Below are 19,468 nucleotides of genomic sequence, written 5' to 3'. Positions count from 1 at the left end.
AAACGACGATTATTTTTTCTGCTCATGGAAATGATTCGAAGCAAAATGAACGATTCTATCGACTGTATAAATGCTAATAAATAAGATGAGAAAAAGAAGAAAAGGATGAATCGGCCGATCATCTATCACGTACACAATGCCTCCAACCACAAAAGCGACCAATAAAGGCGTTAAAATATCTTTCAATCTAAACCATCCTTTCTGTTCTCATTGACTTTGATCTTCATATTTTATAATATATTTTCCTTTTTATAAAATAAAAGGAATGTGCATAAAATTGCAACAATTTTAATAAAAAACCTTTACATTATTGGAAGTTTTATAGTAGGATAGTCAGGTTGGAGGTGAGGGGTATGCTAAAAAGCTATTATTTTATTCATTCAAAAAATGATCAAGGACAATATGTTGTACATACAGAAGACTGCGCATTTTTAGGTGATGCAGCAAGCCGTACATTGATTGGTCTGCACATGAACAGTGAAAGCGCCATGGATGAAGCCAAAAAAATGACGAGTGAAACTGATTTTAACGGCTGTTTTTACTGTGCTTATTCTAGCCATACAAAATAGTCCATGTTTTTAAGCCATATGTTCGACTTTGATTGTCTTGCATATGGTAGATTTTATCCGGCAATCCCGTTCTCATATAAGTCATTAACTACCCATTTATTTTAAAATAGGTAGTTATCTATGTTTAATAGTTCACTTTATATACATTTCACACATACAATTTACCTTATCATCTATCCAATGAACCCAATTTCTTCTTTTCCCCTCTTATTTTAGGCTGGTATAATGCCATGAATAATATCATGTATACAATACACGCTGTCCCTATCCACTGGAAAAGACCAAATGGCTCTTTTAACCAGAAAACAGTGGTTATCACTGCTGCAAGGGGTTCGACACTTCCAATTAAGCTTGAGTCCTTCGGAGATAAATACTTCAAACTTTCGATGTAAAACCAAAAAGCGACCATCGTTCCAAATACAATGACAAATAATAAATAGATATACGCTTCAAAAGGTAATTGAGACAGATTCACCTTCCATGGAGGATGGACCAAGCTAAGGGCAGCTCCCCCTATAAGCATCGCCCAGCCAACAACAACAAGTGAATCGAATTGTTTTAACAGGTTGATTGGATATAACGTATAAAAGGACAATGCCACGGCTGATAGTATTCCCCAAAATACCGCGACAGCTGGAACAGTTAATGTGGAAACGGAACCATTCGTCAATAAGAGAAACATGCCAACCAAAGCCAATACGACCGTCAACATATCTCTTTTTGTAAAAGTGGATTGCCGGCGAAATACTAGATACACGATAATCATGACAGGTGCTGTATACTGTAGCAATGTAGCCACCGCAGCATTCCCATGATGAATGGACACCATATAAGTATATTGAACAGCTAACATGCCCATTAGTCCAAATATCAGCACTTGAATGGCCGTACTCTTCATTTTCAACACGCCAATCAATTGCGTGCGTTCTTTCGTCATGTAATGAACAAATAAAAGCAACCCGCCTGAAATGAGCAGCCTGACAGTGACCAGCCAATGGACGTCAATTCCATATTGCTGAAACAATTTTTGTGAAACGGTTCCTCCTACTCCCCAACAGATAGCTCCTATCAGTACAAGAAAGATTCCCTTTCTCCTCTTCATTTTTATTCTCCTCAATTCTAAAAAAATCATGATAATATAGTTGATAGTAGTTCAATTTTTTACATATTGATATATCAATTGAACATAAAAATAAAAGAATATTGAGGAGAACCATGCACAATCATCATTTTCTTATTGACAACAATCTGAAAGAATTAACGGAGCATTCAACCACCACATGGCCTATTGCTCTATATCATACAAAGATTCGTGATCATATGAGCGGATATATCCCTCTTCATTGGCACGACGAATTTCAATTCGTCTTTATTTTGGAGGGAGAGGCTGAGTTTCACATTAACGAGAAGATATTGAACATTCAGCAAGGAGATGGTGTATTCATCAACAGTGGCTGCTTACACATGGCAAAGGATGCAAATGGGACGACATGTACTTATATTTGTTTAAACGTTTCACCTCACTTCATCACAGCCAATGAGTTATTCACCACGTTCGTTCATCCATATATGCATGCGAGTCAAACACCTTTTATTTTATTCAACCGAAAAGACGGATGGCCAAACCAAATCTATCAAGGTATACAAATCATTCAACGATTAATCGAACAAACTCCGGCATATTATGAACTCGAACTTAATATACAGCTCATCACGATTTGGAAATGCCTTTTACAAAATCGTTTTCAACTGACATATGATGCTCGTAAGCACGATAGAAATGAACGTATGAAACATATGCTGAATTGGATTCATGAACATTATCATGAAAAGGTTCTTCTTCAAGATATCGCTCGTGAAGGACAATTAAGCCGCTCTGAATGCTGTAGATATTTCAATGATATTTTAAAGAAATCTCCTATACATTATGTGAATGAATATCGAATTCAACAAAGCCTCATTTTGCTTCAAAAGACGGACTTAAACATAACAGAAATCGCCTACCAAGTTGGCTTCAGCAGCACTAGTTATTTTATTAGTATTTTTAAAAGAGTAAAAAATACAACACCTTTATCATATAGAAAATCAAAGGCATCGTTTACATCCAACTGAAACGCCTAGTTGGAAAGGATACCGGATAAATGATGGTGCTCTTGCTAAGAAGGATTCATTCATTGTTCTTCTTCACGTTTCAGAATCATCATGAATGGCTATTGTAAATAAGAGTGATGAAAATCTAATGGTTTTTACAATAAGTCTATTTGCAATTTACTAATAAAAACGTATAATTTATACTAAGCACAGGAAGACGAAAGACAAAGGAGAGAAAAAATGGACGATTATGCTCATACTAAAGACATAGAACCTACAGCAGAAAACATCGCAAAAGCCATTTATACTGTTAACCGCCATGCTAAAACCGCACCAAATCCCAAGTTTCTTTATCTTTTGAAAAAACGTGCGCTGCAAAAACTATTGCAAGAAGGTAAAGGAAGAAAAGTGGGCCTACATTTCTCTAACAATCCCAGATATAGTCAACAACAGTCCGACGTGCTGATTGAAATCGGAGATTATTATTTTCATCTGCCACCAACTAAAGAAGACTTCGAATTTTTGCCACACTTAGGAAATTTAAATCAATCATATCGCAATCCGAAAGCGAATATGTCATTAAATCGAGCAAAACAAATACTTCAAACGTATGTCGGTTTAAAAGAAAAACCTGCCGCCACAAAACAAAAATCACATTATACAAAACCCGTCTTCAAACGGCTCGGGGAAAGTTATTTTTAAACAGAAAAACCACTCAAAGAGAGTGGTTTTTTCTTTAGATAATAAAATGATCTACTTTTTCAATCAGCTGATGAATTTCTGGTTTACTAATTTGATCATCTGCACCGATGGTTTCCCCTTTATGACGCAGATCTTCCGTAATTAATGAAGAGAAAATGAGAATTGGAATGGACTGTGTTAAAGGATTGTCCTTCAGCAGTTTTGTTAATCGATGTCCATCCATTTTTGGCATTTCTATATCTGTAATAATCATATCAATTTCTTCTGTCACACTAATGCCTTTACTGACAAGATCCATGACATGGTCATATGCTTGTTTTCCATCTTCAAAGGTCACAATGTTTTTATAGCCTGCCTCGGTTAATTCATTTGTTAATAAGCGCATAAGAAGCGGAGAATCTTCAACAACATACAGCTTCTTCCCTGTTCTTCTCTCGTCTTTCTCACCGTCAAACATATGATATGTGTCTACACCAGATGCGGATTCAATATCATAGATGATTTTTTCGTAATCTGGAAGGAAAATCATTTTCTCGTCAAGCTTGATGATCCCTGTTAAATGACGGTCCATTCCTTGATTGAGTGCAGTTGGTTTTTCAATCTCTTCCCAGCTGACGCGGTGAATTTGTGATACCGTTCCTGTATGGAACACAAATTTCCGTTGGTTGAATTCAGTCACAATGTATTTCTCTTGTTCTGACTGATCTGACTCGACATTAAAAAAGGAAAATAGATTGATGACTGGTAAAATCTCGCCTCGTAAACTAATCATCCCTTCTACATCTTGGTGAGAGTGCGGTACAACTGTCACCTCAACTGGCTGAATAATTTCTCTTACTTTCATGACGTTAATGCCGAATTGATTTGAACCAATTTCAAACTTCACAATTTCCAATTCATTAGTACCAGAGTCAAGTAAAATTTCTTGTTTGTTTAAAGCCACGGAAATCCCTCTATTCTTCAATATAAGATTGTACTTTTTATATCGGCAGCATGGGTAAAAAGTTGACGTTTCTTTACGCTTTCTCTCGCACGAATTGATGAATCACAAGTCCTATGGCTGCAAGGATGAGCAAAGACCCTAATGCAAGACGGCTTGCGAGATTCCCATGTGCTGCAAATAGAAGTGTGACGGAGCCATAAATGATGGGACCGACGATTGAAGACACCTTTCCCGAAAACGCAAAGAGACCAAAAAATTGTCCTCGTTTTTCTTTAGGCGTCAGCTCAATAATGAGGATTCGTGATGATCCCCAGCTTGCGCCAAGTGAAATGCCGAATAGACTGCCTGCTACCCAGAAGACCCATTCAGTTGTCGCTGTCACAGCTAGAATGAGCGCCACAATTAAAATGACATACACGACTGTAATCGAGCGCTTTGCCCCGATGGCCTTTGTGACATATCCGAATAGAAACGAGCCAATGATACTTGAAATCGTGGACACAAGATACAGCAAAATAAATTGACCTGCCGTAAAACCAATGATAATTTTTGCATAAACCGCCATCATCGCAATCGCTGTCTGCAACGCATCATTCATAAAAAAGAAAGCGATCATAAAAATAAAGGCCGGTTTGTACTGCTTCATCTCTTTAAATGTACGAATAATCTCTTTATACCCGCTGAAAAAAGACGCCTTTTTCTCTTGCTGCGGGAGAGGTTGAGGATCTTTTATAATAAAGAGAAAGGGCAGAAAAAAGAGAAAGAATAAAAGGGCTGTCGGAATAAATGCTTCATGAAACTGGTCATTTCCTACAAGTAAATAAACAGAAAGGCCGACAAGTGTACCTAAATAGCCGACAGCAATACCGAATCCAGAAATGAGGGGGATTTCATCCTTTGTCCCAAGATCGGGCAAAATGGTGTCATAAAAAACAAGACTAGAGTGATAGAAAAATTTGGCGATGACGAACAAGGTAACCACCACAAATAAGGAGACAGGAAGACCAAACCATTCGCTTGAGAAATCAATCCCAGCAAAGATCCCCATCATAAAGGTACAGGCAATACAAATCAGGGTAAACACCGTGATATACCGCTTCTTTTTCCCTGTACGATCAATCAGCACACCATATAAAGGCGTAAAAATGACGAGGAAAAAGCTTGCAAGTGCGTTCGCATAAGAAATAAATGTACTGGCGATTTGATCCATCCTCGCACTGTCGCCTATCGTCTCCTGCAAGTAAAATGGGAAGAAAATGGTGATCATATTCGATGAAAATATCGTATTTGCAAAATCATACAATGCCCAGGCCAAAACAGGTGCTGTGAAAAAGAGCCCGAAGCTTGCCCCTTTTTTCTGAACGGTCATTTTCCCTCTTTTCAATAGATTGACTCCCTTCTCTGCTTTTATTTTCACTATCATTCTACTTTATGTGACGTTTCCCTCTTCCATACAAGCAATCTATACAAAAAGCACCCCTTACTATTTAGCAGAGGTGCTTCTTTTCATTATTTCTTTACGACAATGGTACTTGCAATCAAGTCGTGAAGTGCTTGTTTTTTTTCTGTGAAAAACGCAATGATGTAGCCAATGAATAAGATTGGAGACAAAAAGCCTTTTGCAAAAAAGCGGCCTGTCGCGCGCCCGAATGTTATTTTTCCACCCGTTACTTTTGTCACTTTGATGCCAAGAGCCATCTTGCCAAGAGTTCCTTGCAACTTTGATGATTCCATGATCGCATAATAAAGCCAAGTCACCGCGATACCGATTAAGGTCGTTACGCCATAGAAAAAGAGAAGGCCCACAATGACTGCCCATTCTTCATCCGTGATCACCGTTGAAGAATAGTAATAGCTATCATCATACATTAAAAATGCCGCCTCAGGGCTTGAGACAAAAAAGAGTGTTGCGAGAATAAATACAATGATTGAAAATGGTACACTAATAATGACACCGTCTAAAAGATGAGCAAGAAAACGATAACCTACTCCAGCTAGTTCAGGATGTTTTTCTTCTTGAATAGGTGCTTCTGACATGTTTGTTTCCATCCTATTTCTCCTTTATTATGTATGTTTTCTATAAATTTCTTATAATCATTCGTTATTATATCTTATGAATATCGCAAGATCAATGGAGCTTTACATTTTTACATGAATTTTAGATCATTTTTAAATGATGATTTATGTGAATAAATACTGAAAATTCACGAAAATTATGGCACATCTAGTTCTTTCAACGCCTGATTTTTTAACATTTTGTGATATTTTCCTCTCATTTCGATTCTTCTGTTGACAATCACGTTTCACATGGTACAATAGTCAAGGATTTTTTAAAGAAAGGTGTTCATGATGGGAACTGTCGTACTATTAAAGAACAACGAAATGACTGTGATTGAAGATATTTGCGAAGCTGATTTTTTAGATATGAAACATGGTTTATCAAATGAAGATGCTGCTTATATCTCTTGGTATGAAGATTACGATACTGCTTATGGATATTGATTTCATTTCATAGATGAAGCGTAAAAAAAGGCGATACAACCTTTAAAGAGGTGGTATCGCCTTTTTACGTTTGTGTGCTTCTTTCACTTTCAGGTTCTACATGAATAAAGATTTGTGCATGCGGAAACGCCTGCTGAATGTTCTCTTCAATTCGATCACATAATTGGTGAACATCTTCAATGGTTGTTTTTCCATGAACAATCAAATGGAAGTCAATATATTCTTCAGCACCAGATCGTCTTGTTCGAAAGTCATGATATTCGATAAACTCTTGACTGAATGTTTGAATGATGGCCTCTATCGCTTGTTCTTCTTCCGGGGTTAACCGGGCGTCGACAAGCGGCGGGAAGGCTTCCTTCATGAGTTTAAACGCTTCACGCATAATATAGAGCGCTAGCACCATTCCAATAATCGGATCGAGGAAATACCAGTCCGTTAATGCAACAAGCAATAAACTAATGGCAACCCCTAGTGACGTAAACACATCTGTTAAAAGATGCAGTGCATTCGATTTCATGGCAACAGAATGTACTCGCTCTGCCTCCTTGTTCACAACTCTCGACACAACAAAATTGATAAGTGCCCCGATCAGCATGACCACAATACCAAGTACCGGCAGTTTAACAGGCTCAGGATGCATTAATTTATGAACACACTCATAAATGATCCAAATCCCAGCAACAAAAATTAACAAAGTTTCAATCGTTCCAGAAATATTCTCAACTTTTCCATGTCCATAAGGATGTTTTGAATCTGCCGGCTTTCTTGAAATACGAACAGAGATAAATGCAATAAAAGAGGCCATTAAATCGAGAAAAGAGTGAATGGCTTCTGATAAAACCGCAACAGATCCAGTTAACACCCCTACAATGATTTTAAGGACCACAACAAACGTATTACTCATGACGGATAAAAAGGCTATTTTCGATGTCTTTGCTGATTGATCCATCTATTATCGTCCTCCTTCTGGAGATCGTATGCCTGTGAAAGCAATTCCCATGACTTGATTCTCTCGTTCTTTCAGTTTATACCGTTTTGCCTTATTCTAATCATCTTAAGCAGCGCTGTATTTTCCGAGCAGGTTACGCTATAATAAATGTTGCTCTTTCTTCATATATCACTCATGCTGTGATGGATAGGAGAATAGACTACATATAACGATATCCGAAGCCTTTCCGCAGGTGACATTTATGCAGTGAATGGTAAAATAGGATAAAAACATAAATTTTTAAGGTGATGAGAAATGGAGCATTTGCTGAATCCAAGAGTAAAGGATATTGAAATTTCAGGCATTCGAACATTTTCAAATCTCGTATCTTCATATGAGGATGTCGTTTCATTGACCATAGGTCAGCCCGATTTTTATACGCCGCATCATGTCAAAACAGCTGCCAAAACAGCCATTGACGAGAATTTCACCTCGTATACTCATAATGCTGGATTTTTAGAGCTAAGACAAGCGATCCAGCAGTACATCAAAAAGAAAGTCCATCTTGATTATGATGCAGAGACAGAAATCATTGTGACAACAGGTGCGAGTCAAGCAATTGATGCTGCGTTTCGAACCATTTTGACTGAAGGCGATGAGGTCATCCTGCCCGGCCCTGTGTACCCTGGCTATGAACCGATCATTCGGATGTGCGGTGCGGTGCCCGTGCATATTGACACAACAAATGCCGGTTTTAAATTAAACGCCAAGCTGATTGAAGATGCATTAACGGAAAAGACAAAGTGTGTTGTCCTTCCATACCCTTCAAATCCAACTGGGGTCACGCTATTAGAAGAAGAATTGAAAGAAATTGCACAGCTTCTTGAAGGAAAGGATATTTTTATTCTATCTGATGAAATTTATAGTGAGCTGACATTTGATCGTCCACATCATTCCATTGCTTCTTTCTTAAAGGAACAGACGATTGTCATCAATGGACTGTCAAAATCTCATAGCATGACCGGATGGAGAATCGGCTTTTTATTTGCTTCCGCTCCTATTGCTAAACATGTATTAAAAGTACATCAATATAACGTGTCTTGTGCCTCGGCTATCTCACAAAAGGCGGCACTTGAAGCAGTGACAAACGGTGTGGATGATGCACTAATTATGAGAGAGCAATATAAGAAAAGACTCGACTATGTATATGATCGACTCATTTCTATGGGGCTTCCGGTCATTAAACCTTCCGGCGCTTTTTATATTTTCCCTTCCATTGAATCGTTTGGGATGAGTTCATTTGATTTTTGCATGGAGTTGTTAGAAAGTACAAAACTTGCGGTCGTACCTGGTTCTGCTTTCTCTTCACTCGGAGAAGGATATGTGCGCCTTTCCTATGCATATTCACTTGAAACGTTAAAAGAAGGACTTGACCGTCTCGAACAATTTGTACTTGAAAAGCGTTCCATACAATCAATAGACGGATGAAACAACGGCTCTCTTGCCGTTGTTTTTATTTTGCGGGAAACATGATGTGAAACACAGTCCCTTTCTCTGGATGGCTATCTACCCGGATGGTTCCGTTGTGATTTTCTAAAATATTAAATGTCACCATGAGCCCAAGCCCTGTTCCCTTTTCTTTTGTCGTTAAAAAAGGTTCGCCGATCCGCTTCATGACCGATTCAGGAATACCAATTCCTTCATCTCTAATCGTGACAAGTATCCCTTCTTTTTCGGCTTTGGCGGTAATGTCTACCTTCCCTCCGTCCGGCATGGATTCGACGGCATTTTTGATTAAATTGATAAACACCTGCTTCAGCTGGTTTTGATCCCCATTCATCAGGAGATCCTCCTCAATATCACTTGTGTTCATCAAAATTCCATTTAAGTTGGCCTGTGTTTCTAGCAGAGCGGTGACTTCGCTAATGATTTTTTTCAAATCAAGCGTCTGCATGGATGCTGTTTGCTGCGGCTTCGCAAGCATTAGTAGCTCACTTAAGATGATTTCAATCCGGCTCAGCTCAGAGAAGACAATTTCAAAATATTGATCACGGTCTTTTGTTTTTGGTTTAATGAGCTGTAAAAAGCCCTTAATCGCCGTCAGTGGATTCCTTATTTCATGTGCAATGCCTGCTGCCAATTGACCTGCGATTGATAATTTTTCAGAGCGCAGCATGAGTTCTTCTGTTTGTTTTCGTTCAGATATATCTCTTAAAATAATTTGAACGGCTGTTTCACCAAAAAATGTGGTAGGGATACAAACCATTTCTGTATAAATCAACCGGTGTTTAAACGTATGGCAGCTCATCGTCACAATCTCAGAATCTGATGCTCTTTCGATAATACGTGATATGCTCTTTTTGACTTTTTGCTGATCACATGAATGGATTTGATGAAAGATATCTTTTCCGATTAATTTATCGTAATGTTCGGCTTCAAATAATTTAATACCTGATTCATTCATAAATACCCATTTATGATCGTGGATGACGGCGATGGTATCAATGGAATTTTGGATAAGCAGCTGATACCGCTCTCTACTTTTTTGAAGAACGGTTTGAAATTTTTTACGGGAAGAGATGTCCACTAATAGTAAAAGTTCTGCCCGTTGATTTTGATAAATTGCCGGAGATGACTTCACTTCAATATGAATCATGCTCCCGTCTTTCCTTTTCCATATTTGTTCAATCATTCCGACTGGAAGGCCTTGCTGCAGTCTGTTGATTCGGCTTCTCACAATGTCATGGTACTCCTCGGCAATAAAATCAAACGCAGACTTGCCGATCATTTCATCTTTTGTACATACACCCATTAATTGCAGCATCGCATCGTTGGCGTACACAATTTTCCCAAGCGCCGTAATACATAACGGATTTGGCAGCATGGCAATCAGATTTTCAGCTTCACTGACATCTTGGAAAGCCGGTAGACTGCCTAACGACTGTTCTGACACTTCTGTTGGTTGAAATGCTGCTTTTTGAGGCTCTGTATTCATTACCCTCATTTTCAGGATCATTTCTCTACTTAAATCGTTGTCTAACCCATCACAAGCAACAAAATCAATGCTTGCTTCTACCCATACAGCTGTAAGATCACTTCTAAGCAGTCTAAAGTGGCAAATCTCTAGCATATGCTGATTATAGAAATAACTTTCGACGAGAAATTGATCTTCGGTATGAACAAAGTCTTTCAAAAAACACCCTAGTAAATCCTTTTGTTCATAGAGCAAAAGCTGCTTACAATTGGAAGAAATGTAGAGAAAGCGGCCATTAGAAGAAAGAACGGCATGTAAATCAATATTCGAGTACAGCTGATTCGAATCTTTCATTTTTTGTTCCATCGTCGTCCGACCCTCCTTTAATTTTTTTAGGGCTGTCCTTAGTTTGATGTATAAAAAGGATTCGCTAGAAAAACCGTATTTTCCTCCCAATCTCGTGTGAAACGTCCATATTTTCAGCAAAAAGGGAGCACTTTCTCTTGCTGTGCTCCCTGCTGTTTATTGCTTTTCATATTTCTTTTGTAATTCAACGTACTTATCAACAATTTTACTTGGAATGGTTTTAATGACAGGATCTTTATCTGATACATACGGTGTGACGACACTAAATGCCACTTTCGGATTGGAAGAAGGATAATATCCTCCAAAGGTTAAGTTGTACGTGGCATTCCCCCACCAGCTCCGGTTGGCACCATAGTAGAAGGTTTGGGCTGTACCCGTTTTCCCTGCGACATCATGCTGACCGAACCGGCCAGCGGCAGTCCCGCCTGTTGATGTGACCATTTTTAGTCCCATTTTGACGCGGTCGATATCTGCTTTCGAGTTGTTAATGGTGTTTAGCACCTTCGGCTCATATTTCTTCACAACAGGACCTACTTCTTCCTTATTCGTTGGAAAGTGAACACTTTTCACCACTCTTGGCTGAATACGGTTACCTCCATTTGCGATGGTCGACATGTATTGTGCGACTTGAAGTGGTGTATACGTGTCATACTGACCAATCGCTTCATCAAGCAAGAGTCCGCCGACTGTCTGAGGATGCGTCTGCATTCCGCTTGATTCCTGCGGCAAGTCGATGCCTGTTTTCACGCCAAGACCGAATTGCGCATAGTAGTTTCTCATTTTTTGTAAGTGTTCAGGTCTTGCCCGTAACGGGCCATCTTTTTGATAGGTGATCCCTGCCATTCTCATCGCCACTTGGAACATGTAAACGTTGGAACTTTTTTGGAGTGCCTGAAGGTCGTTAACCCATCCAAGAACTTTGTAAGACTGTTTAGGCTTTCCTCCACTTCCCGCAAAATACAGCGGTGTATCCAAATAGGATTGATTGTGTGACATGCCATCTTGATAACCAGAGAGGACAGTAGCTCCTTTGACAACAGAGCCCATTTCATACTGTGTCGTAAATGTTCCGATCGCATAATCTGTGACGTCCCTGCCGTCCATTTTCTTCCCTGACATCGCGAGAACATCACCTGTGTTAGGGTCCATCATCACAACAAAGGCACGGTCCATCATATAGTTTCTTGCACTAGCGGATCTTAGCTCTGATTCAACGATTTTGTCGACTTCCTTTTGCAGCTCCATATCAAATGTGAGTGCAAGGTCAAGTCCTCTTCGACCTTCTGTCCGCTTGATTTCATCAAGCAGTTTGCCGCCGACCTGTGTATATTGAACAGTTGCTTTTTCTGGATTGAGAAAATCCTCATATTGATATTCTAAATAACTTTTTCCTACTCGGTCATTTCGCGAGTAACCTCTTGCCATATAGTAATCTTCACGCTCTTTTATAATGCCTTGCTCTGGGGTGGTGACACCGCCAAGGACATTATAGAGGGTTTTTTCATACGGATATTTCCTTGTCCAGTCATTGATGACATTTACACCAGGCAGTTCATCAAGATGCTCTGATACAAGTGAGATCTCTTCGTATGTCAAACTTACGGATGATGTCTGTTTTGATTCTTTTGTTTCATCAAGCAGCGCAACTTTTTCGTCCCCTTTTTTCTCTTCGTTCGGGTCCATCGCTTTCACGATTTGAGGTTCAAAGGCATATCCGCCTGTAAACCTGCGATAGATCGCTGCAACTGCTTTTTCCTCTGCATCTTTTTCGATCGCCTTGACTTCTTTCTTAGGCACACGCTCTACTTGAAGAGGATAGACATCTTTTGCTTTAAGATTCTTTTGCTCTGCTTTTGAAATGAGCTTATCCGCTTCTTTCGGATGGCTTGCCAGCCAAAAATCTCGAATGTCACGCTCTCTCAAAAAATCTGTATCCATTTTTATATAAGTCGCAAGTTTTCTTGCTACTTTAATCTTATCCTCCGCTTTCACACCGCTTTCTGATGTATAAACGATGGCAGGTACACTTTCGTTATCAACAACGACTCTTCCTCTCGCGTCATACATTTTTCCTCTTGGAGACGGGTATGATGCTGTTTTGACCTCAGTTCGGTTGGCTTGCTTTTTATAATCCTCACCATTGACGATTTGCAGCACACCGAGCTTGATGACAAGTCCAGCAAATAAACTAAATACAGCGAAGAAAAAGAGATTAATTCTCCAGGCGTTCCGGCGCTTCATTTTTTTCTGCTCGGCAGCACCTTGATGCTGTTTCTCTCCCACTTATGTAGCTCCTCTCATCCTTTCAATCTTTTACAATTACCACTCATTATTGTAACACTTTTGTAATAGTTGTTACAGCGAAACAAGTGAAAAAAAGCTGTCAATCCCTATTCTGCAAAAAAATATACTAACACTTTAAAATATTGGTATGTTTATGTCGTTTTCTTTAAATAGAAAGATTCTCCATTCATTGATATGAAGAGACTCTTTCTATGACTTTAACAAAAATGACAAACGGGCGTTGTCAATGGAGGATGCTGGTACGTTTATAACAAAAAGTCCATGTTATGATTTTCTGTGAGAAAACAAAACAAAGATTTTAGGAGGAGTTACAAAATGAAAAAGAAATCATTCATTTTTTCAGCGCTGACAGCTGCTGCATTGATCACGTTCACTGGAGGGCATTCAGCTGATGCGAAAGAGCTTAACCTGAAACAAGTCATAAACGTACAGCATCAAGCCATTGATCTTCATACATTAGCTGCAAAATTACATATCTCTTCAGATGTAAACAAGCTAAGCACTTCAAATCAAAAAGAGATCGAAGCTCTATTAAACAAGCTGATCAAAAGTGGTCAACCTGTTACTGGTACAAAAGTGGTGAAAGAAGTTAATAAAGCAAAAAATGAGCAAAAACAAGAATCAGTGAAAAAACCAGCTGCTTCTAAACCAAGCACACCAGCAAAACAAAACACAACGAACAACAGCTCAAAATCTGATCAAAAAGACACAACTGCAACAAAAGCAGACAGCAGCTTAAATGCATTTGAACAAGAAGTGGTTGAACTGACAAATAAAGAGCGTGCAAAACAAGGCTTAAAAGCTCTTTCTGTTGATTCTAAATTAAGCAAATCTGCTCGCGCTAAATCACAAGATATGAAAGATAAAAACTATTTCTCTCATACAAGCCCAACTTACGGATCTCCATTTGATCAAATGAAGCAATTTGGTATCACGTACAAAACAGCAGGTGAAAACATTGCTCAAGGTCAAAGATCACCTCAAGAAGTAGTAACAGCTTGGATGAACAGTGAAGGTCACAGAGCGAACATTTTAAACAAAAACTATACACATATCGGTGTAGGTTATGTGAAATCTGGTAACTACTGGACGCAGCAATTCATCGGAAAATAAGATCAAAAAAACCTGTCTCTTTTCGGGACAGGTTTTTAGTTTGTTTTCTTTTTTCAGCCATGTGAGGGCTTGTTTACACGCTACAAACTGTTCCACCTAGGCGGGGCAGTTTTTTTATTTCACCCATAATTTATAGATGCTTTGTGTTCCGCTGTTTTCTTCGCCCTGTTCACTGAGCTTTTCATATAATGACTTCGCTAGTGAAAGGCCTGGCATCTCTTCTCCCATCAGCTCTGCTTCTTCAAGTGCAATGCCCATATCCTTAATAAAATGCTTCACATAAAATCCTGGCTCGAAATCACCTTTCAGCATTCTTGGTGCAAGGTTTGACAAAGACCAACTGCCAGCTGCTCCTGTTGTGATGCTTTTAAGTACCTGCTCTGGATCAAGTCCTGATTTTTCCGCATAAGCCATTGCCTCTGCCACACCTACCATCCCTGCTGCGATAGCGATTTGGTTACACATTTTTGTATGCTGACCACTTCCTGCAGGTCCTTGATATTGTATATTTTCTCCCATTTGCTGAAATAGCGGCAGGCACGCTTCATAGGCTGCTTTTTCTCCACCAATCATAATGGCCAGCGTGCCATTTTGGGCTCCAACGTCTCCGCCAGAGACCGGCGCATCTAATGCAAATAGTCCTTTTTCCTTCGCTTTCGCTTCAATTTCTTTTGCCAGCTGAGGTTTCGATGTGGTCATATCAATGAGGTGTGTACCAGGCGCAGCATGTGCCACGAGTCCATCTTCTCCTAAATAGACTTCTTCTACATCTGATGGATACCCGACCATTGTGATGACGGCATCTGCCTCCTTTGCGATCTCCTTTACGGTCGATTTCCAAAGAGCACCTTTTTGAATCAATGTGTCTGCCTTTGCTTTTGTTCTTGTATAAACGAGAACTTCGTAGCCAGCATTCATTAAATGCCCTGCCATACTACGCCCCATTACACCGATTCCAATAAAACCAACTGTTTTGATTTGTGCCATCAAGAATTCCTCCTTATAGAGACTTTGTCAATCCACCATCAATGATGAGGGTTTGACCTGTCATATATGTATTGGCTTCAGATAAAAGAAAAGCCGCATATGCTGCAAATTCCTCTGGCTGCCCGTAACGGCCCAGCGGAATCATACGTTCAGCTTGTGCTTTGATCTCTTCAACCGATTGTTGCTCCTCTTGTGCACGGTGTTTGTCTAACTGTTTCACGCGCTCTGTTTCAATTTTCCCAGGGGCTAAGGTATTGATCAAAATGCCATCTTTGGCAAGCTCCTGAGCAGCTGTTTTTGTCCAGCCGGTAATGGCCGGTCTAAATGTATTCGACAGCATCAAGCCTGGGATCGGTTCTTTGACCGACATAGATGCAATATTTAACACGCGTGCACCTTGTTTTTTTAAATACGGCAAGGCTTCTTTTAATAACCGAATATAGCTGAGTAAATGAAGCTGAAATGATTCCATCCAATCTTCATCTGTTAAGGTTTCAAGTGTTCCTGTTTGAGGACCGCCTGTATTGTTCACGAGTATATCAAGACGTTTTTCATCACCTGCTGCTGCGACGACAAGCGCTTTAATTTGCTCGGCGTCAGATACATCACATACTTGATACGTCAGCTTCCCTTTTACAAGCGGGGATAATTCTTTGACCGCTTCTTGCAGCGTTTGCTCATGTCTTCCCGAGAGCATCACATCTGCTCCCTCTTTTGCAAGATGAAAGGCAATGGCTTTACCGATACCTTGACTGCTTGCTGCGACCAATGCTTTTTTGCCAGATAGATTAACATGCATGTTGGCACCCTCCTCTGTTCATATTTTATCATACAAAAAGAACCTTGCTCACATGGCAAGGTTCTTTTCTGCAAGATTATAGTTTAAACCGATTGACTGCCTGACGCAGTGCCTGACTTGATTCGTTCAACATTTCTGTTGATGTTTTCGTTCTTTCTAAAGCTTGTACTTGTTCGTCTGTGGAAGCATGTACTTCCTCAGCTGAAGCGGCGGATTCTTGTGAAATGGCCGCAATACTTTGAATGGAATCATTCATTTTCTGCTGTTCTTCAGTCATTTCATTGATTTGTGTATGAATGCTGTCAATGGAGCCGACAAGTGCCTGCATTTCCATTGTGATACTGCTGAGTGCCTCTCCTGTTGAATTGATGGCATCACCTTGTTCTTCATTCATTTTGCTTGCTGCTGTCATCGCTTCAGCTGCCTTTTTCGATTCATCTTGAATGAGTTTTACGGTTTCACTAATATGTTTCGTTGATTCCGCAGATTGTTCAGCCAGCTTTCTGACTTCTTCTGCAACAACAGCAAATCCTCTTCCGCTTTCTCCTGCTCTCGCTGCTTCAATACTTGCATTCAGTGCGAGTAAATTCGTTTGATCTGAGATTTCAGAAATCGCTGTTACGACGTTTTCAATATTTTTTGTTTTATGCTCAAGGTCAAGCAGCATTTGCTCTACCTTCTTCGATTCTTCATTCGCTTGTGTTGATTTTTGGACGAGCAGACCAAGAGCATCAAGTCCTCTATAGCTTGCATCTTCCGATGATTTTGAATTGGTTTGCATTTGCGTGGCAAGCTCACCCATATGACGAACTTTTTCATACAAATGCTCTGATTTTTCATTAATGGTTTCCGCTTCTGATGCTTGTTTCGTCGCTCCTACAGCGACCTCTTGAATAGCCGTTGCAATCTGTTCACTAGACAGCAATGTCTCGTTTGAAATTTGGGTCACTTCATCCGTTGATTTCACAACCTGATCTGAAGACTCTTTCACTTTTTCAATTAAGTCCCTGATACCTTCAGTCATTTGATTAAAGCTTTTCGTCAGGAAACCTATCTCATCCTGAGACTTCGACTCAAGCGAGCTGGTTAAATCGCCTTCAGACACTTTACGAACATGCTCGATGAGGCGTTTAATTGGTGTTGTAATGCTTCTAGCCAATAAGTAGCTTAGAATCATGGCAAGTATAATGGCAATGACAGAAATAATGATACTTGTCTGATTCATTTGTTCAGTGATCCAAAGAAGTTTCTTTTTCTCGAAGCTCACACCGATCGTCCAGTTTGCCTCTTTAATTTTTGAGATGACGGTCAGCTGTTTGTCATTATCAATACCCGAGTTATCGATCGCTTTTTTCACAGAAGCGACTTTTGAGATATTTTTTCCTTGCTCTGTTGGATGTGCCAAAATGGTCCCTGTGCCGTCAACTAAGAAAGCCGTTCCCATGTAAGGAATCTTTTGTTCATTTATAAAGGACTGAATGGAAGCCAGTTTCAAGTCAAGTCCAGCGACACCGACTACTTTCCCATTTCGTACGATCGCCTTCGTGGCTGAAACGACCATTTCACTTGTTGCTTTATCAATGTACGGATCTGTCCATAGGACTTCGTCAGGCTTTTCAGCCGCTTGAATATACCAGTCTCGTTTAGACGGATCATACCCTTCACCAAAATCGGACTCCGGGAAAGCAAACATTTTACCATCACTTGTTCCTATATAGGCAAGCGAGATGAGTTCATCCTGCTCCTGCAATCCTTTTAATTCATCGTTTTCAAATGCCAATGTCTGCTTTGTTTGTTTCTGTGCAAATTCTTCAGTAAGTGTACTTGTTGCCAATTGGTTAATCGTATCACCGTAATTCTCAAGCTTTAGTGCTATGATGTCTCTCATGCTTTCTGCCGTTGCTGATGTCGTTGTTTTCGCATCTCGTTCAATCAGTGGTCTTAATACTAAATTGGAACCCACTTGAACTGCGACAACGGTTAAAATTAAAATAACTGAGATGAAAACAGCTATTCTCACTTGAAGTTTCTTAAACATCTCATCACCCCTACATCCTACTTTCGCATCTTAATGTGTATATCGGCAAAATTGGTACCGCATTCAATAGTTGTAAGAAAATTTAAATAGAAAAAACAAGCCATAATGACTTGTTTTAAGTAAAATATTCAATTTTTGCAGACGGAAAGTACTGTTCGATATATGATTCTAATGTCTGTCTAAGTTCTTGTTCTTCATCTTTTTGATAGATATATTTTCCAATTCCATATCTACCCCACTTATATCTTCTCTTTTCTTCATCTAGTTCTAGTTTTGTTTTTGGATAGTTTTTTTGGATGACACGCTTCGCCGGTTTTGTAAAACGGTGCTGAATCATTTCAAAGGTGATATCTTGTCTCACTTCTTCAGGGAGAGCTGCATCAAGTTTTTCAAATAGGACTTTATAGCCCTCTTGCCACCCTTCATGAATGTAAATAGGGGCAATAATAAAGCCCAGTGGATAGCCTGCTTTTGCTACCTTTACAGCCGCTTCAATCCGCTGATCGAGTGGTGATGTTCCAGGTTCGAAATATTTAATGACATAATCGGCATTGATACTAAAGCGGAATCTTGTTCGCCCATTGTGTTTTGCGTCTAACAAATGGTCTACATGATGAAATTTCGTAACAAAGCGTAGTTTGCCAAGATCGGTTTGACCAAAGTATTCAATCGCTCGTTTGAGTGTGTGAGTCAAATGGTCAATTCCTACGATATCAGATGTACACGAAGCTTCAAATCGCGTGATATCAGGTGCACGCTCGTTCATGTACTGTTCAGCCTGATCTAAGATCTCTTCTACATTGACATATGTGCGAATGTACGGCTTACTCCCCATCGTCGTTTGCAGGTAGCAATAATGGCAATGCCCCATGCATCCTGTCGCAAACGGAATGGCATACTCTGCAGATGGTTTAGATGTATCAAATTTCAAGGTTTTTCTCACGCCGATAACGAGCGTCGATTTTGCATTACGGTACTTTTGTAAATCATTTTTCCCCGGAATATTTCTCACTTGGTTGTGTGAGGTTGTTTCTCTAATTTCAATTCCCATACCTTCAAATTTTTCTTTCAGCTCTTGTCCTAATGGGTACTCTAGCGCCCGAGGTTCAATATACACAAGCTGAGGAACGAACGGTTTGATCATATTTAGCA

General features: G+C 39.7%; 18 protein-coding genes. 6 read left to right on the top strand and 12 right to left on the bottom strand.

Annotation, left to right across the window (positions count from 1 at the left end; all coding sequences use genetic code 11):
• Nucleotides 1-9 precede the first annotated feature (9 nt).
• On the bottom strand, nucleotides 10-186 hold the full coding sequence (locus tag NST01_RS06835) for a hypothetical protein (RefSeq protein WP_008348014.1): 177 nt from the start codon (nucleotides 184-186) through the stop codon (nucleotides 10-12).
• Nucleotides 187-353: 167 nt separating this feature from the next.
• On the opposite strand from NST01_RS06835, the gene NST01_RS06830 reads away from it, so the two are divergent.
• Nucleotides 354-569: a hypothetical protein gene (locus tag NST01_RS06830; protein WP_048001613.1), complete on the top strand. Its 216-nt coding sequence runs from the start codon at nucleotides 354-356 to the stop codon at nucleotides 567-569.
• A gap of 169 nt (nucleotides 570-738) precedes the next feature.
• Here the strand turns inward: NST01_RS06830 and NST01_RS06825 are convergent, their stop codons facing one another.
• A complete protein-coding gene (locus NST01_RS06825; RefSeq protein WP_048003067.1) occupies nucleotides 739-1,671 on the bottom strand; it encodes a DMT family transporter in 933 nt (310 codons plus the stop codon).
• Nucleotides 1,672-1,784: 113 nt separating this feature from the next.
• Between NST01_RS06825 and NST01_RS06820 the strand changes: the two genes are divergently transcribed.
• Together NST01_RS06820 and NST01_RS06815 are read left to right on the top strand one after the other, a co-directional pair.
• Nucleotides 1,785-2,681 (top strand): AraC family transcriptional regulator, encoded by an 897-nt coding sequence (locus NST01_RS06820; protein WP_048003068.1) that lies wholly within the window; start codon nucleotides 1,785-1,787, stop codon nucleotides 2,679-2,681.
• Nucleotides 2,682-2,900: 219 nt separating this feature from the next.
• Nucleotides 2,901-3,362: a YkyB family protein gene (locus NST01_RS06815; RefSeq protein WP_007498684.1), complete on the top strand. Its 462-nt coding sequence runs from the start codon at nucleotides 2,901-2,903 to the stop codon at nucleotides 3,360-3,362.
• A gap of 34 nt (nucleotides 3,363-3,396) precedes the next feature.
• On the opposite strand, the gene NST01_RS06810 is transcribed toward NST01_RS06815, so the two are convergent.
• The 3 genes from NST01_RS06810 to NST01_RS06800 all read right to left on the bottom strand — a co-directional run bounded on the left by NST01_RS06810 (nucleotide 3,397) and on the right by NST01_RS06800 (nucleotide 6,354).
• Nucleotides 3,397-4,305 (bottom strand): chemotaxis protein, encoded by a 909-nt coding sequence (locus NST01_RS06810; RefSeq protein WP_212356430.1) that lies wholly within the window; start codon nucleotides 4,303-4,305, stop codon nucleotides 3,397-3,399.
• 73 nt (nucleotides 4,306-4,378) lie between these two features.
• Nucleotides 4,379-5,689: an MFS transporter gene (locus tag NST01_RS06805; protein ID WP_186365670.1), complete on the bottom strand. Its 1,311-nt coding sequence runs from the start codon at nucleotides 5,687-5,689 to the stop codon at nucleotides 4,379-4,381.
• Nucleotides 5,690-5,814: 125 nt separating this feature from the next.
• On the bottom strand, nucleotides 5,815-6,354 hold the full coding sequence (locus NST01_RS06800) for an RDD family protein (RefSeq protein ID WP_007498690.1): 540 nt from the start codon (nucleotides 6,352-6,354) through the stop codon (nucleotides 5,815-5,817).
• Nucleotides 6,355-6,654: 300 nt separating this feature from the next.
• Here NST01_RS06800 and NST01_RS06795 point away from each other — a divergent pair, with 300 nt between their 5' ends.
• Complete coding sequence (locus NST01_RS06795) at nucleotides 6,655-6,807, top strand: hypothetical protein (protein WP_017367142.1); 153 nt, start codon at nucleotides 6,655-6,657, stop codon at nucleotides 6,805-6,807.
• A gap of 64 nt (nucleotides 6,808-6,871) precedes the next feature.
• Here NST01_RS06795 and NST01_RS06790 read toward each other — a convergent pair whose 3' ends face one another.
• Entirely contained in the window at nucleotides 6,872-7,756 is an 885-nt protein-coding gene (locus tag NST01_RS06790) for a cation diffusion facilitator family transporter (protein ID WP_017359428.1), read from the bottom strand.
• A gap of 294 nt (nucleotides 7,757-8,050) precedes the next feature.
• On the opposite strand from NST01_RS06790, the gene NST01_RS06785 reads away from it, so the two are divergent.
• Entirely contained in the window at nucleotides 8,051-9,223 is a 1,173-nt protein-coding gene (locus NST01_RS06785; RefSeq protein ID WP_017359429.1) for an aminotransferase A, read from the top strand.
• Nucleotides 9,224-9,248: 25 nt separating this feature from the next.
• Here the strand turns inward: NST01_RS06785 and NST01_RS06780 are convergent, their stop codons facing one another.
• Nucleotides 9,249-11,075 carry a PAS domain-containing sensor histidine kinase gene (locus NST01_RS06780; protein ID WP_048003500.1) on the bottom strand — a complete coding sequence of 609 codons (1,827 nt, stop codon included), beginning with the start codon at nucleotides 11,073-11,075 and terminating at the stop codon, nucleotides 9,249-9,251.
• 156 nt (nucleotides 11,076-11,231) lie between these two features.
• Entirely contained in the window at nucleotides 11,232-13,358 is a 2,127-nt protein-coding gene (locus NST01_RS06775) for a peptidoglycan D,D-transpeptidase FtsI family protein (protein ID WP_046343408.1), read from the bottom strand.
• A gap of 336 nt (nucleotides 13,359-13,694) precedes the next feature.
• Here NST01_RS06775 and NST01_RS06770 point away from each other — a divergent pair, with 336 nt between their 5' ends.
• Nucleotides 13,695-14,492 carry a CAP domain-containing protein gene (locus NST01_RS06770; protein ID WP_048003071.1) on the top strand — a complete coding sequence of 266 codons (798 nt, stop codon included), beginning with the start codon at nucleotides 13,695-13,697 and terminating at the stop codon, nucleotides 14,490-14,492.
• A gap of 114 nt (nucleotides 14,493-14,606) precedes the next feature.
• Here NST01_RS06770 and NST01_RS06765 read toward each other — a convergent pair whose 3' ends face one another.
• From NST01_RS06765 to splB, 4 genes are all read right to left on the bottom strand, one after another.
• Nucleotides 14,607-15,479 carry an NAD(P)-dependent oxidoreductase gene (locus tag NST01_RS06765; RefSeq protein WP_008348050.1) on the bottom strand — a complete coding sequence of 291 codons (873 nt, stop codon included), beginning with the start codon at nucleotides 15,477-15,479 and terminating at the stop codon, nucleotides 14,607-14,609.
• 13 nt (nucleotides 15,480-15,492) lie between these two features.
• A complete protein-coding gene (locus NST01_RS06760) occupies nucleotides 15,493-16,278 on the bottom strand; it encodes an SDR family oxidoreductase (RefSeq protein WP_007498705.1) in 786 nt (261 codons plus the stop codon).
• A gap of 76 nt (nucleotides 16,279-16,354) precedes the next feature.
• Nucleotides 16,355-18,316 carry a methyl-accepting chemotaxis protein gene (locus NST01_RS06755; RefSeq protein ID WP_008348053.1) on the bottom strand — a complete coding sequence of 654 codons (1,962 nt, stop codon included), beginning with the start codon at nucleotides 18,314-18,316 and terminating at the stop codon, nucleotides 16,355-16,357.
• A 115-nt stretch (nucleotides 18,317-18,431) separates the two neighbouring features.
• Nucleotides 18,432-19,460 carry a spore photoproduct lyase gene (gene splB, locus NST01_RS06750; RefSeq protein WP_007498710.1) on the bottom strand — a complete coding sequence of 343 codons (1,029 nt, stop codon included), beginning with the start codon at nucleotides 19,458-19,460 and terminating at the stop codon, nucleotides 18,432-18,434.
• Nucleotides 19,461-19,468: the final 8 nt, after the last annotated feature.

The sequence above is a fragment of the Bacillus sp. FSL R7-0166 genome (assembly GCF_038008935.1).
Classification (GTDB): Bacteria; Bacillota; Bacilli; order Bacillales; family Bacillaceae; genus Bacillus; species Bacillus altitudinis.
The sequence above is the reverse complement of the archived record's forward strand: the minus strand, read 5'-3'. Positions and strand labels throughout refer to the sequence as shown.